Annotated in this window: 14 protein-coding genes; 8 read left to right on the top strand and 6 right to left on the bottom strand. The window is 52.0% G+C overall.

The window, feature by feature from the left end:
* Positions 1–18: 18 nt before the first annotated feature.
* Positions 19–1,170: a tyrosine transporter TyrP gene (gene tyrP / locus C5687_RS14800; protein WP_263575168.1), complete on the bottom strand. Its 1,152-nt coding sequence runs from the start codon at positions 1,168–1,170 to the stop codon at positions 19–21.
* A 289-nt stretch (positions 1,171–1,459) separates the two neighbouring features.
* On the opposite strand from tyrP, the gene C5687_RS14795 reads away from it, so the two are divergent.
* A complete protein-coding gene (locus tag C5687_RS14795) occupies positions 1,460–1,801 on the top strand; it encodes a hypothetical protein (RefSeq protein ID WP_047958978.1) in 342 nt (113 codons plus the stop codon).
* A 36-nt stretch (positions 1,802–1,837) separates the two neighbouring features.
* Here C5687_RS14795 and ftnA read toward each other — a convergent pair whose 3' ends face one another.
* Positions 1,838–2,335, bottom strand: coding sequence for a non-heme ferritin (ftnA, locus tag C5687_RS14790; RefSeq protein ID WP_014884366.1), 498 nt, complete (start codon positions 2,333–2,335; stop codon positions 1,838–1,840).
* 202 nt (positions 2,336–2,537) lie between these two features.
* Positions 2,538–2,876 (bottom strand): YecR family lipoprotein, encoded by a 339-nt coding sequence (yecR, locus tag C5687_RS14785; protein WP_025760176.1) that lies wholly within the window; start codon positions 2,874–2,876, stop codon positions 2,538–2,540.
* Between the two features lie 225 nt (positions 2,877–3,101).
* Between yecR and azuC the strand changes: the two genes are divergently transcribed.
* Together azuC and C5687_RS14775 are read left to right on the top strand one after the other, a co-directional pair.
* Positions 3,102–3,185 carry a stress response protein AzuC gene (azuC, locus tag C5687_RS14780; protein WP_088244265.1) on the top strand — a complete coding sequence of 28 codons (84 nt, stop codon included), beginning with the start codon at positions 3,102–3,104 and terminating at the stop codon, positions 3,183–3,185.
* 97 nt (positions 3,186–3,282) lie between these two features.
* Positions 3,283–3,534, top strand: a complete 252-nt coding sequence (locus C5687_RS14775) for a DUF2766 family protein (RefSeq protein ID WP_014832436.1) — start codon at positions 3,283–3,285, stop codon at positions 3,532–3,534.
* 41 nt (positions 3,535–3,575) lie between these two features.
* Here C5687_RS14775 and C5687_RS14770 read toward each other — a convergent pair whose 3' ends face one another.
* Both C5687_RS14770 and C5687_RS14765 read right to left on the bottom strand, forming a co-directional pair.
* Complete coding sequence (locus tag C5687_RS14770) at positions 3,576–4,919, bottom strand: anaerobic C4-dicarboxylate transporter (protein WP_025760177.1); 1,344 nt, start codon at positions 4,917–4,919, stop codon at positions 3,576–3,578.
* A gap of 156 nt (positions 4,920–5,075) precedes the next feature.
* Positions 5,076–5,579 carry a non-heme ferritin-like protein gene (locus C5687_RS14765; RefSeq protein WP_047958977.1) on the bottom strand — a complete coding sequence of 168 codons (504 nt, stop codon included), beginning with the start codon at positions 5,577–5,579 and terminating at the stop codon, positions 5,076–5,078.
* A gap of 787 nt (positions 5,580–6,366) precedes the next feature.
* Between C5687_RS14765 and araF the strand changes: the two genes are divergently transcribed.
* From araF to otsA, 5 genes are all read left to right on the top strand, one after another.
* Complete coding sequence (gene araF, locus C5687_RS14755; RefSeq protein WP_014832433.1) at positions 6,367–7,356, top strand: arabinose ABC transporter substrate-binding protein AraF; 990 nt, start codon at positions 6,367–6,369, stop codon at positions 7,354–7,356.
* Between the two features lie 71 nt (positions 7,357–7,427).
* Entirely contained in the window at positions 7,428–8,942 is a 1,515-nt protein-coding gene (gene araG, locus C5687_RS14750) for an L-arabinose ABC transporter ATP-binding protein AraG (RefSeq protein ID WP_025760331.1), read from the top strand.
* 11 nt (positions 8,943–8,953) lie between these two features.
* Positions 8,954–9,943, top strand: a complete 990-nt coding sequence (araH, locus tag C5687_RS14745; protein WP_170940847.1) for an L-arabinose ABC transporter permease AraH — start codon at positions 8,954–8,956, stop codon at positions 9,941–9,943.
* Positions 9,944–10,119: 176 nt separating this feature from the next.
* Positions 10,120–10,923 carry a trehalose-phosphatase gene (gene otsB, locus C5687_RS14740; protein WP_059385026.1) on the top strand — a complete coding sequence of 268 codons (804 nt, stop codon included), beginning with the start codon at positions 10,120–10,122 and terminating at the stop codon, positions 10,921–10,923.
* Positions 10,898–12,322 (top strand): alpha,alpha-trehalose-phosphate synthase, encoded by a 1,425-nt coding sequence (gene otsA / locus C5687_RS14735; RefSeq protein WP_094919080.1) that lies wholly within the window; start codon positions 10,898–10,900, stop codon positions 12,320–12,322. Before otsB ends, otsA begins: the two co-directional genes overlap by 26 nt.
* 16 nt (positions 12,323–12,338) lie before the next feature.
* On the opposite strand, the gene uspC is transcribed toward otsA, so the two are convergent.
* Positions 12,339–12,767: a universal stress protein UspC gene (gene uspC / locus C5687_RS14730; protein ID WP_025760335.1), complete on the bottom strand. Its 429-nt coding sequence runs from the start codon at positions 12,765–12,767 to the stop codon at positions 12,339–12,341.
* Between the last annotated feature and the right edge of the window lie 597 nt (positions 12,768–13,364).

Raw genomic sequence — 13,364 nt, 5'->3', positions numbered from 1 at the left:
ATGATAGCCCCTTTATCGTTAACCCACTTCCGGCAGCATTCCCGCTGCAATCAACACCTGCACCAGAATAATCACCACCCCACAGCCAAACACAACGCACAGCAGCGGTTTCCCCCCAGCCACGCGGTAACCCTGTTGAGGATGCTGCTGGCGACTCTTCCATGCCAGCAGGGAAGGGAGGAGCAGGGCCAGAACCGACAGTGCCACCCCCGCGTACCCCAGCGCCATCACAAACCCGCGAGGATAGAAGAGGGCGAAGGCCAGCGGCGGCAGGAAGGTGATTGCCCCGGTCTGTAAGCGTCCGGCTGCGGTATTGCGGCGCTGGAACAGGTCGGCCAGATAGTCGAACAGGCCGAGCGCCACGCCGAGGAACGAGGTCGCCAGCGCCAGGTCGGCAAACAGGTGTACCGCCAGCTCAACGTGCGGGGAGGTGACGACCTCCCGCAGCGCCAGCAGAAAACCGTTCAGACCCGCATGCTGTGCCATCAGCCCAATAAAGGTTGAAGAGTCAATGCTGCCCAGCGTAACCAGTTGCCAGAAAATGTAGGCAATAAGCGGGATCGCGCTTCCGATAACAAAGACGCGGCGCAGCTTGCGAATATCGCCGTTCATATAGCTGACGATGCTTGGCACGCTGCCGTGGAAGCCAAACGAGGTGAAAATCACCGGGATTGCGGAAAGCGCCAGCCCTTTTTCCAGCGGCAGCGTCAACAGATTGACCTTATGAACATGCGGTGCCAGCAGGGCCAGCATGACAACCAGAAACAGAATTTTGGCGCTGAACAGGAAACGGTTAAACAGATCGACCAGCGATGTCCCCACGCAGACCACGCCGCCGCCGATGAGGGCAAAGAAGATAGCCCCCGTCGCCGGGGTAATGTCAGAGCCGAACCAGTCGTTAACGCTGGACGCGATCAATTCCCCGGCTCCGCTGATGTAAGCGGCAGTCAGGGCGTACATCAGGAACATCATGCTAAAGCCGGTTATCCACTGGCCGTAACGTCCCAGGTAGCGCGACGCAAGAGAACCCAGGCCGGTATCGGCGGGCACGTGCTGGTAAACCTCAAGCAGCAGCAGGGCGGTGTAACACATTAACGCCCACAGGGTGCCCAGCAGCAGCAGGGTCATGCCAAATCCCACGCCAGCGGCGGCCAGTGGCATGGCCAGCATTCCTGCGCCAATTGTCGTTCCGGCGACGATAAAAATACTTCCCAGGGTTCTGTTTTTCACGCTTTCCTCTACGACGACTCTTATTCGCGAATAAATCTGCGGCGCAGAGTAAGGGAAAAGCCGTAACTCGTCAAATCACCGTTACAAGTAGTGTAATGAATGGTTTACGAACTGCTGGCCCTCTGATCCTTTTTAGGCGCAGGTCTACTTCATAAGGGCAATGTTGCTGCGCGACATTCCGGCGTAACGTAAACAATAAATATAAAATATCAAATTAAGTGAGGGTTTTATGGCTGGGGAGAATCCCTTTACTGCGGCATGGAGCCGTGGAGGCAACCTGTTGTGCCATGGCCACTGGATAATTAGCTGGCAGAACCAGCCCCTGATACTTCCCGAGTCCCGCCGCGAAAAGGATATGGGCACCTGGGCAATCTATTCGATTATCGATCCTGAAGATGAAACCTTTGCGCAAGGCTTACAGGAAGATGAGTGGATCATCGAGAATGTCGACTGGTTAACGGATATGTTCTTCGAGGTGGGTATTCCGCTGGAGACGGCCAGTTACCGCTATTTTTACCAGGCCGTGAATCCCCACGACTGGCGCTGCACCAGCTGTGCGGGGTGTATGTAAATTAACGCGGTGCAGGGAACCCGCACCGCGCTGAAATTAATTCTGCGTATCAAGCGTGGAAAGTTCTTTATCAATAAAGTAAAGACCTTCGCCAGATTTCCCCACCAGAGATAATTTATCCAGCACGGATTTAAACAGTTTCTCTTCTTCGTGTTGTTCAGCGACGTACCACTGCAGGAAATTAAAGGTTGGGTAATCCTGGCTGGTCATCGCAGCATGAACCAGTTCGTTAATTTTCTGAGTGATCAGCTGCTCGTGCTCGTAGGTGGCGCGGAACAGTTCATCGAGAGAATTATACTCAGCAAAGGGTGAGGCCACGGTTTCAATGCGCGGCAGGCTGCCCGTATCTGTCAGATAATCAAACAGACGCTGCATGTGGGTCATCTCTTCCTGCGCGTGACGACGCAGAAATGCGGCTGCGCCTTCGAAACTGTGGTAGCTGCACCAGGCGCTCATCTGCTGGTAGAGCAGGGACGAAAACAGCTCAAGGTTCATTTGTGCGTTGAGCTTGTCGATCATTTCAGTTTTCAGCATGGTGGCGCTCCGGGTGATTATTTCTGGTTCACAATGAGCGACACTATAATTTGTTATTTAATTATTTGCAAAACGTAAAATTATTATTTCTTTATTCAAAATACGAATGGGAATAAAACGCATTGACGATTTTAATATTTATTAATGAGAATTATTTTTGTTCTTAATAAAATAAGTTGCCAGCAGACGCTGGCAACGCTGATTAATACCAGGGATTGTTTGACTGAGGGTTAACGGCATAACCCATACATTTATACTGGATTGTCACGCTCTCGTTCAGACACAACGAGCCGCTGATGAGGGTGCAGGTTTTGATGGGCTGACCATAGGCTGAGGCGGTGGCATACCCCATACGCTGACACGCTTTTGCCGCCGTACCGTTATTCACATACTCATCAGAATACGCATTTTGCAGTGCTGCCTGGCCGTAGTCGAGGCGGACGATGCCGTTTGGTGCGTCGAGGCTACTGACTTCAGCCTGGCGAGGGACCGTACACCCCGCGAGCAGCAGGATTGCACCAGCTACAATGACTCTTTTCATGGTTCGCTCTGAGTGGATGGAAATACGTTATCGTACCCGCAGATGTCAGCTGCAATGGCTGGAATAGCCGGACAATCTGCCCTCTCTCTTTGCAACGGGTCAGGGATGAATGCATATGCGCACAAAATCGTGATGCGAATCACAAAAACATTGATTTTTGTGATGGTGGTCATATTATAAGCACGTTGACAATAAAGTTGTATAACAAGTTAATGGGGCATCATCGTGAAACTGCGCAAAATCCTGAAAAGTATGTGGACCAATTATTGCCGCACGTTTAAAGACGTGCCGCCGGGTGCCATGTTCTGATAAAAAAACCTGCTTCGGCAGGTTTTTTTATCTCTGCGGGAGATGAAAGGGGCCACGTTTTGTTACTATGGCGGCCTTTCAATAAGGAGAAAACCCCATGTCTCAAAACCTGAGCGCCGATCAGGAACTGGTGTCTGACGTTGTCGCGTGCCAGCTGGTTATCAAACAAATTCTCGATGTTCTGGACGTGATTGCGCCGGTTGAAGTGCGCGAGAAGATGTCAACGCAGCTGAAAAATATCGATTTCACCAGCCATCCTGCTGCCGCTGATCCGGTTACGCTTCGGGCGATCCAGAAAGCCATCGCGCTGATTGAACTGCGATTCACTCCGCAGGGTGAGTCTCACTAAAGCGGGGAAGGGGCGACGGAACCTGTCGCCCGTTGATACCGTTAAAAGAAGGTCTGAACCAGCAGGTAGCTCGCCGCACACGCGCAGCTCACTCCAATCAGCCCTGGCAGAATAAAGCTGTGGTTGATGATAAATTTACCGATACGGGTGGTGCCTGACCGGTCAAAACCGATGCAGGCCAAATCGCTTGGATAGGTCGGCAGGACAAAATAGCCGTATGAGGCCGGGAAGAAGGCGATCAGCATCTTCGGATCGATACCCAGCATCAGGCCCATAGGCGCCACCGCCGTCAGCGCCGCCGCCTGGCTGTTCACCAGTTTTGACACCAGAAACAGCACAATGGCATAGGTCCACGGGTGGCTTTTCACCACCCCTTCCAGCGCCAGTTTTAACTCGTCGAGATGTGCCTGGAAAAAGGTATCACTCATCCATGCCACGCCGAACACCGAAAAGATCGCGACCATACCCGCCTTGAATACCGCGCCGTTAGATATGGCAGAGGCATTAACTTTGCAGGCCATCAGCATCACCGCGCCTGCAATAAGCATCATCATCTGGATGACCAGGTTCATCGACAGCGCCGTCATTTTGCCTTTCAGTTCAAAGGCGGGGCGTAATTCAGGGAATGCCCCCAGCAAAACGACCACGGCAATACCGGCAAAGAAAATCCACGTCGACCAGTAGGCTTGTTTGGGGAAACGTTGATTCAGTAACGTCTCCGTTCCGCCATAGATAAACTCGCGCTGCTTTGGATCCTTTAGTTTTTCCTGAAACTCCGCGTCATCAGCCAGCTCTTTCCCGCGGCGTAAACTCCACAGGGCCGCAATGGCCACGCCGAACAGTGACGCGGGAACCGACACGGCGAGGATCTCTAGGATGCCCCACGCGTGGCCGAGCCCATGCTGCGCCGCCAGGATGGAGACCAGCGACACCACGGCAACGGAAACGGGGGAGGCCGTAATCGCCATCTGTGAGGCGACCGATGCCACGGCCATTGGGCGCTCCGGGCGGATCCCTTTTTTCAGGGCGATATCCGCGATAATGGGGAACATGGTGTACACCACGTGCCCGGTACCGCACAGAAAGGTCAGCATCCAGGTGGTAAACGGGGCGAGGAGAGTGATGTGTTGCGGGTGTTTGCGCAGCAAACGTTCAGCAAACTGCATCATAACGTTGAGGCCGCCCGCCGTCTGCAGGGTGGCCGCGCAACCAATCACCGCAAGAATGGTTAGCATCACGTCAACCGGTGGCTTACCCGGCTGCAGACCAAAGACAAAACATAAAATGAATAGACCAATACCGCTTATTAACCCCAGCCCCATCCCGCCGTAACGTGTACCTGTCAGCAGGCAGAGGAGAATGACAACAAACTCAATGGTGATCATACTGCTCCCTCGTCGATGATTATGTAATTAAATAAATCATTACACGTTGTGTGGTTAATCATTGGGAGCGAGATCTGATTTGTTAAATTTCAGCAAAAAGAGGAGGTTGGGGATAAGAAGGGAAACCTGCCCCCGGACGGGAGCAGGTTAAAAGACTCAGTGATGCTGCACCGTCACAATATCGAGCAGATGACGGTCGGTTTGCTCGGGGCATAACCCTGCCTGCTGCGCGTTATGGATCTCATCCGCCAGCGTCTTCAGCAGCATGCCATCCTGCTGTTGCTCTCTGTCCATATCGCGTAAAAATTTAAGCGTAGTAATGTCCTGCTGGGCTTTGGCTTCATCGGCCAGCTTGCTGAGCGTACTGCAGCGCTGTTCATACTCGTCGAGCGTTTTCTGGAACAGTTCTTCCAGACAAGAGTAATTTTCGTTGATCCCATCAAGGGCTTTTACGACAGGATTTGCCCCTGCGGCTTTCAGGTAGTTAAAAACACGCATCATGTGCGTGACGTTACTTTGCGCCTGAGAGCGAAAGAATGTGGCAGAGCCCGTGAGACTGTTCTCGGCACACCATGCACTCAGGTGCAGGTGCAGATTAGAGGCATAGAACTCAAGGTTCATCTGCGCGTTAAGTTTTTGCATCATCGTTTGGGTAGCCATACTCATATCCTTATTGACTGTGGGACGTGATGTCCGTTGCTTAACCTGTGTGCCAGGCAAATACGAAGAAAAAAACAGAAATAGTCTTTCTGCAGTGACTAAAGTCGACCGAATTCACTTCCTGTGTTCGATAAAAATAAGCATACCCTTGTCTTTGGTCTAAGAAAACTCTTAATTGGGCTGTGTTTACCATACATTACAAAGTTTAATATAGTACAGAAAGTCAATTAGCTCGCCATGAAATAACTTATAGTTAAGTTTCTGATAATGATTGTTTTTTGTTCGTGTTATGCATTGTTACTCTTCCGGAAATAATTAACTGGAATAATGCTCGGTGAAAAATACAAATACAGCTTAATTATTTTTAATTTATGCTGGTGACGTAAAATTGAGTTAAATCAAATTTTGCAGAATAACGGTATTTCAGCTTCTCAGTTCTTCATGATCTTAAACCGGTTATCCCTTCGTTAACACGCCATGCGATTTTGCCTTCTTAAGGGCATCAGGGATTTCTTAGCTAATCTTATGGATAATCCTGCTTAACCCTTATTCAATTGTCAGACAAATATGCCCTTTTTTATGTCATTTTTCGCTGAATTTATGTACGCAATTACTGTAATTCTGCGGTGTGATGGGGCTCTCTTATGGATGATTAATTTCCCGCTAAAACTATCACCAGCAATAACGCTTATGACGAGGTAAGCGCTAATGCCTTGTTTTAAGTCCGATTAAATTAGAAGCACGCAAATATTCCCTACAGAAAAGAATGCTAAAGCTGGAGTTTACCATGCACAAATTTACTAAAGCGCTCGCGGCCATCGGTCTGGCTGCCGTTATGTCACAATCCGCTATCGCTGAGAATTTAAAACTCGGTTTTTTGGTAAAACAGCCCGAAGAACCCTGGTTCCAGACCGAGTGGAAATTCGCTGATAAGGCCGGGAAAGATTTAGGTTTTGAGGTGATTAAAATCGCCGTGCCGGACGGTGAGAAAACCCTGAATGCCATCGACAGCCTGGCGGCCAGCGGTGCGAAAGGTTTCGTTATCTGTACGCCGGATCCCAAGCTCGGTTCGGCCATTGCGGCGAAAGCTCGCGGTTACGACATGAAAGTCATTGCCGTTGACGATCAGTTCGTTAACGCCAAAGGCAAGCCGATGGACAGCGTCCCGCTGGTGATGATGGCGGCGACCAAGATTGGCGAACGTCAGGGCCAGGAACTCTATAAAGAGATGCAAAAGCGTGGCTGGGATGTGAAAGAAACGGCGGTAATGGCGATCACCGCGGATGAACTGGACACGGCGCGTCGTCGTACCACCGGTTCAATGGATGCCCTGAAAGCGGCCGGCTTCCCGGAAAAACAGATCTACAAAGTCCCCACCAAATCCAACGATATCCCGGGCGCTTTCGACGCCGCCAACTCCATGCTGGTTCAGCATCCGGAGGTGAAACACTGGCTGGTGGTTGGCATGAACGACAATACCGTGCTGGGCGGGGTACGCGCGACGGAAGGCCAGGGGTTCAAAGCACCTGATGTGATCGGGATTGGCATCAACGGCGTTGACGCGGTGAGTGAACTCTCTAAAGCGCAGGCCACCGGTTTCTACGGCTCTCTGCTGCCAAGCCCGGACGTTCACGGCTATAAATCCAGTGAAATGCTCTACAACTGGGTAACCAAAGGGGTTGAGCCGCCGAAATTTACGGAAGTGACCGACGTGGTGTTGATCACCCGCGACAACTTCAAAGAGGAGCTGGCGAAAAAAGGACTGGGCGGTAAGTAATACGCGGTGATTGTGCCCCTCGCGCAGGGTGAGGGGCCTGACGTACACACTACAGGAATCACGGAGACGTTATGCGACAGTCTGATCCGTATCTCTCTTTTCGCGGCATCGGGAAAACATTCCCCGGTGTTAACGCGCTGACCGATATCAGCTTCGACTGCTATGCCGGCCAGGTTCATGCCCTGATGGGGGAAAACGGTGCGGGAAAATCCACACTGTTGAAAATCCTCAGCGGCAACTACACGCCAACGACCGGCACGCTGGCGATTCGCGGTGAAGAGGTGGCGTTTGCCGATACCACTGCGGCGCTAAACGCCGGGGTGGCCATTATCTATCAGGAGCTGCACCTCATCCCCGAGATGACCGTGGCGGAAAATATCTATTTAGGACAGCTTCCGCATAAAGGCGGCGTGGTGAATCGTTCGCTACTTAATTATGAAGCGGGGCTGCAGCTTAAACACCTGGGTCTGGATGTTGATCCCCAGACGCCGCTGAAATATCTCTCCATCGGCCAGTGGCAGATGGTTGAAATTGCCAAGGCACTGGCGCGTAACGCCAGAATTATTGCCTTTGATGAACCCACCAGTTCGCTCTCTGCGCGTGAAATCGACAATCTGTTTCGGGTGATCCGCGAACTGCGTCAGGAAGGGCGCACAATTTTGTACGTTTCACACCGTATGGAAGAGATTTTTGCCCTGAGCGATGCCATCACCGTGTTTAAAGATGGGCGCTATGTGCGCACCTTTACCGACATGGAGCAGGTTAACCATGACCAGCTTGTTCAGGCGATGGTCGGACGCGAGCTGGGTGATATTTATCACTGGAAACCACGCGAGTACGGGCCTGAACGCCTGCGTCTGGACAATGTGAAAGCGCCGGGCGTGAGAACGCCGGTTTCGTTATCCGTACGCAGCGGTGAAATTGTCGGACTGTTTGGTCTGGTTGGGGCAGGGCGCAGCGAATTAATGAAAGGCTTGTTCGGCGGAACCCGTATCACCGATGGACAGGTTTCCATTGATGGTGAGCGGGTGGATATCCAGAAACCGGCCCATGCAATAAAAGCGGGGATGATGCTCTGTCCGGAAGACCGTAAGGCGGAGGGGATCATTCCGGTGCATTCGGTGCGCGACAACATCAATATCTCTGCCCGTCGTAAGTTTATTCGCGCAGGTTGCCTGATAAACGATAGTTGGGAGTCGAGCAACGCCGACCACCATATTCGCTCACTGAATATCAAAACGCCGGGACCCCAGCAGCTGATCATGAATCTTTCTGGCGGAAACCAGCAGAAGGCCATTTTAGGCCGCTGGCTGTCAGAGGATATGAAGGTCATTTTACTGGATGAGCCGACCCGCGGGATCGATGTGGGGGCAAAACACGAGATATATAACGTGATCTATGAACTGGCAAAACGTGGCGTGGCGGTACTCTTCGCCTCCAGCGATCTGCCGGAGGTGCTTGGCGTGGCCGACCGCATTGTGGTGATGCGTGAAGGCGAAATTGCCGGTGAATTACTTCATGAACAGGCGAATGAACAACAGGCGTTGAACCTCGCCATGCCTAAAGTCAGCCAGGCTGTCGCCTGAGTAAGGAGTTAATGATGTCCTCTGTTACTACATCCGGAGTGCCGAAGTCGAAGTCGGCGTTGAGTATGGGGCGTATCTGGGATCAATACGGCATGCTGGTGGTTTTTGCCGTGCTCTTCCTGGCCTGTGCGATCTTCGTTCCTAATTTTGCCACCTTCATTAATATGAAGGGGCTGGGGCTGGCCATTTCCATGTCCGGAATGGTGGCCTGCGGGATGCTGTTCTGTCTGGCCTCCGGCGATTTTGACCTCTCGGTGGCGTCGGTGATTGCCTGTGCTGGCGTCACCACGGCCGTGGTGATCAACATGACGGAGAGTTTGTGGATTGGCGTGCTGGCCGGTCTGTTACTTGGCGTTATCAGTGGTCTGGTGAACGGTTTTGTTATCGCACGTCTGAAGATTAACGCCCTGATCACCACCCTTGCGACGATGCAAATTGTCCGCGGGCTGGCCTATATCATCTCCGACGGTAAAGCGGTGGGGATTGAAGACGAGCGCTTCTTTACCCTGGGTTATGCGAACTGGCTGGGTCTGCCTGCGCCTATCTGGCTGACCGTCGCCTGCCTGATCCTGTTCGGCTTCCTGCTTAACCGGACCACCTTTGGCCGTAACACCCTGGCAATTGGCGGTAATGAAGAAGCGGCTCGTCTGGCTGGGGTGCCGGTGGTACGCACCAAGATTATTATCTTTGTGCTCTCAGGGCTGGTTTCTGCCGCCGCGGGGATTATCCTGGCGTCGCGTATGACCAGCGGCCAGCCAATGACCTCCATCGGTTATGAGCTGATCGTCATCTCCGCCTGCGTTTTAGGGGGCGTTTCCCTCAAAGGCGGCATCGGAAAAATCTCATATGTGGTGGCCGGTATCCTGATTCTGGGGACGGTAGAGAACGCCATGAACCTGCTGAATATTTCGCCGTTCTCTCAGTACGTGGTGCGGGGTCTGATCCTGCTGGCAGCCGTGATTTTCGACCGTTACAAGCAAAAAGCGAAGCGAACTGTCTGACCCTTTTTCTTCTCTTTCATTGCTCAACTAATAACCATAGTTGACCCCTTCACCGCCCCGCCAGTAAAACTGGCGGGGCGGTTGTCAAATGGCGAGCGACGTCACACTGTCTATACTTACATGGCTATGAAAGAGGTAAAGGCGTTTACCTCTCGTAAACCGTAAGGAGGAAAAGGGTGGCTGACTCGTTAACCGCACCGCCTGTACTGCCCGGACATTATGCTTTCTTTTTCGATCTCGACGGCACGCTCGCCGGGATAAAACCGCACCCCGATCAGGTGTCTATTCCGGAGGCGGTGTTACAGGATTTGCATCAGCTCTCGCGCATGAATGAGGGAGCACTGGCATTGATATCAGGGCGCTCAATGGCCGAGCTGGACATGCTCGCCAGTCCATACCACTTTCCGCTGGCCGGTGTACACGGAGCGGAGCGCCGCGACATCCATGATCAAACGCATATCGTTTCACTCCCCGACGCACTCACGCAAACGCTCCAGAAGCAGCTCTCTGCTGCGCTGGCTGACCTGCCTGGCACCGAGCTGGAAGCCAAAGGCATGGCCTTCGCCCTGCATTATCGCCAGGCACCGCAGCATGAAGAGGCTGTACTGGCCCTGGCTCAGTCGGTTGCGGATGCGCATCCGCAGCTGGCACTGCAGCCCGGTAAATGCGTCGTGGAGTTAAAACCGAAAGGGATCAATAAAGGTGCGGCCATTGCCGCGTTTATGGCGACACCGCCTTTCAAAGGGCGGACGCCCGTTTTCATAGGGGATGACCTGACCGACGAGGCCGGGTTTCGTGTGGTAAATCAGGCCGGAGGGATCGCCGTCAAGGTGGGGCCTGGTGACACTGTCGCCGAATGGCGGCTGGCGGATGTCGCCAGCGTCTGGCAGTGGATATCTGACATCGCTAACCAGCAACAACAACAAATAGCGCAAAACAAAGGGGGAAACCATTATGGGTCGCTTAGTCGTCGTCTCTAACCGAATTGCACCGCCTGATGATAAAAAAGCCAGTGCAGGTGGCCTGGCGGTAGGGGTATTAGGTGCCTTAAAAGCTGCTGGCGGGCTGTGGTTTGGCTGGAGTGGTGAAATCAGTGAAGAAGAGAAACCGCTAAAAAAGGTCACGCGCGGAAACATCACGTGGGCTTCATTCGCCCTGAAAGAGAAAGATTACGACGAGTACTACTCGCAGTTCTCCAATGCCGTTCTGTGGCCTGCGTTTCACTATCGTCTTGACCTGGTGAAATTCCAGCGTGAATCCTTTGAAGGCTATACGCGGGTGAATGCACTGCTGGCGGATAAACTGCTGCCTTTAATCGAAGAAGACGATATTTTATGGATCCACGATTATCACCTGCTGCCTTTCGCCAGAGAGCTGCGCAAGAGGGGGGTCAATAACCGGATCGGCTTCTTCCTGCACATTCCGTTCCCGACGCCGGAGATCTTTACCGCGCTGCCGCCGCATGAAGAATTGCTGGAGGCGCTGTGTGATTATGATTTACTGGGCTTCCAGACTGAAAATGACCGCCTGGCGTTCCTTGATTCGGTGTCAGGTAAAGCGCGTCTGGTGACCAAAGGGGGCAAGACCCATACGGCGTGGGGGAAAACCTTCCATACCGAAGTCTATCCAATAGGGATTGAACCTGACGAAATCGCAGAGCAGGCCGCCGGTCCGCTGCCGCCTAAGCTGGCGCAGCTTAAGAATGAACTTAAGCACGTCAAAAATATCTTCTCGGTCGAGCGTCTTGATTATTCCAAAGGGTTGCCGGAACGTTTCCTGGCGTATGAAACGCTGCTGGATAAATACCCGCAGCATCACGGTAAAATTCGCTATACCCAGATAGCGCCGACCTCGCGCGGTGAGGTTCAGGCCTACCAGGACATTCGTCATCAGCTGGAGACTGAAGCAGGGCGCATTAATGGCCGCTACGGTCAGCTGGGCTGGACGCCGCTCTTTTATCTGAATCAGCATTTTGATCGCAAGATCCTGATGAAGGTCTTCCGCTATGCGGATGTCGGCCTCGTCACGCCGCTGCGGGATGGGATGAACCTGGTCGCGAAGGAGTATGTGGCGGCTCAGGACCCTGCCGACCCTGGGGTGCTGGTGCTTTCCCAGTTTGCCGGGGCCGCAAATGAACTCACCTCAGCGCTTATTGTAAACCCTTACGATCGCGATGATGTGGCAAACGCGCTGAATCGTGCCCTGACGATGCCGCTCACGGAACGTATTTCCCGCCATGCTGAAATGATGGAGACGATCCGTAAGAACGATATTAATCACTGGCAGGCGCGCTTTATTCAGGATCTGCGTGATATCGCCCCGCAAAGCCATGAAGGCTACCTGCAAAAAAAGATCGCGACTTTCCCTAAACTCGCCTGATTTTATACTGGGGGGGTTAACGCCCCCCAAGCGGCACTAACAGCACATCAACCTGGCTTGAGGCGACAATAGATTTTGCCGCGCAGGCCGCGCGCGATAAAAAGCTATGGTTGTGATTTCCGCATATCACTAAATCAATATTCTGTTTACGACACATATCCAGAATATGGGCATTAAGTTCGCCTGTCGCTATTACGGTTTCATAAACAGGATATTGTGCCTTTTCGACCAGCTCACGCAGAAATTGCTGCGTTTCCTCCTGCAGAACCTCACGAATATCCTCCAGCATCGGGGCTGCCAGCTGATTATACATCTCGGGCTCGGCCGCCAGTGTTATAAGACTGATACGCGCATTGTGGGGTCTGGCAATCGAAACGGCCCGGGCGAGGAGTTGATGGCTTTCGGGAGAAACAGCAACAGAAACAAGAAGATGGGAGTAACTCATGGCGCACTCCTTAGATGTCTGACAGACAGCGTGTGATCACCATTACCGCGATTTGCCTGGATCTGCAAGAGCGGATTACGACATTAGTGTGAACCTTATCATAATTATTCATTAATTATTCTTATAAGAAGAATAACTGAAAAATGGCCCTAAATGAAAAAAATTAACAACTTAACGTAAATCACACAAATGCACCTTTTCCCTGTTTAATCGTTCCTTGTCGTTACAAAATCATTTCGAATAGTTTCTTTATGAAACGGTGTTTTTAGGCTGTTTGTATAACTCTATGTTTTTTCACGGTAAGAAAAATGTGTCACGCAGAGGCGTCTGGCGAGAATGTTTCAGACAGACGCCCGGGACAGAGCAAGCACGTTACGTGCCAGTTCTTTTAAGCCATCTGCATGAGTATTCGTCATTTAAGAATACAAAATAGTTCCAAATGGTCAATAAGTGAACAAATTACAAGTCATACTGATGGATTTATGGGTCAAATTCACTTAAATTGTGTGACGTAGATCACATTTTTTTTAAATTTGAGGGTGGCTGGATTGTATGTGTCAAAACTGACGAGTAGAGTTTGCGTCGAATTAGGAAAAA

Origin of the sequence: Enterobacter sichuanensis (assembly GCF_002939185.1) — a bacterium.
In the GTDB taxonomy this organism is placed as follows: domain Bacteria; phylum Pseudomonadota; class Gammaproteobacteria; order Enterobacterales; family Enterobacteriaceae; genus Enterobacter; species Enterobacter sichuanensis.
Note: the sequence above shows the minus strand (reverse complement) of the source record. Positions and strands in the feature narration are given on the sequence as shown.

Coding starts and splice junctions, on each gene's coding strand:
- araG (WP_025760331.1), top strand. CDS start 7,428: ATGCGACAGTCTGATCCGTATCTCTCTTTTCGCGGCATCGGGAAAACA.
- C5687_RS14795 (WP_047958978.1), top strand. CDS start 1,460: ATGGCTGGGGAGAATCCCTTTACTGCGGCATGGAGCCGTGGAGGCAAC.
- yecR (WP_025760176.1), bottom strand. CDS start 2,876: ATGAAAAGAGTCATTGTAGCTGGTGCAATCCTGCTGCTCGCGGGGTGT.
- araH (WP_170940847.1), top strand. CDS start 8,954: ATGATGTCCTCTGTTACTACATCCGGAGTGCCGAAGTCGAAGTCGGCG.
- C5687_RS14765 (WP_047958977.1), bottom strand. CDS start 5,579: ATGGCTACCCAAACGATGATGCAAAAACTTAACGCGCAGATGAACCTT.
- uspC (WP_025760335.1), bottom strand. CDS start 12,767: ATGAGTTACTCCCATCTTCTTGTTTCTGTTGCTGTTTCTCCCGAAAGC.
- ftnA (WP_014884366.1), bottom strand. CDS start 2,335: ATGCTGAAAACTGAAATGATCGACAAGCTCAACGCACAAATGAACCTT.
- C5687_RS14770 (WP_025760177.1), bottom strand. CDS start 4,919: ATGATCACCATTGAGTTTGTTGTCATTCTCCTCTGCCTGCTGACAGGT.
- otsA (WP_094919080.1), top strand. CDS start 10,898: ATGGGTCGCTTAGTCGTCGTCTCTAACCGAATTGCACCGCCTGATGAT.
- araF (WP_014832433.1), top strand. CDS start 6,367: ATGCACAAATTTACTAAAGCGCTCGCGGCCATCGGTCTGGCTGCCGTT.
- tyrP (WP_263575168.1), bottom strand. CDS start 1,170: ATGCTGGCCATGCCACTGGCCGCCGCTGGCGTGGGATTTGGCATGACC.
- C5687_RS14775 (WP_014832436.1), top strand. CDS start 3,283: ATGTCTCAAAACCTGAGCGCCGATCAGGAACTGGTGTCTGACGTTGTC.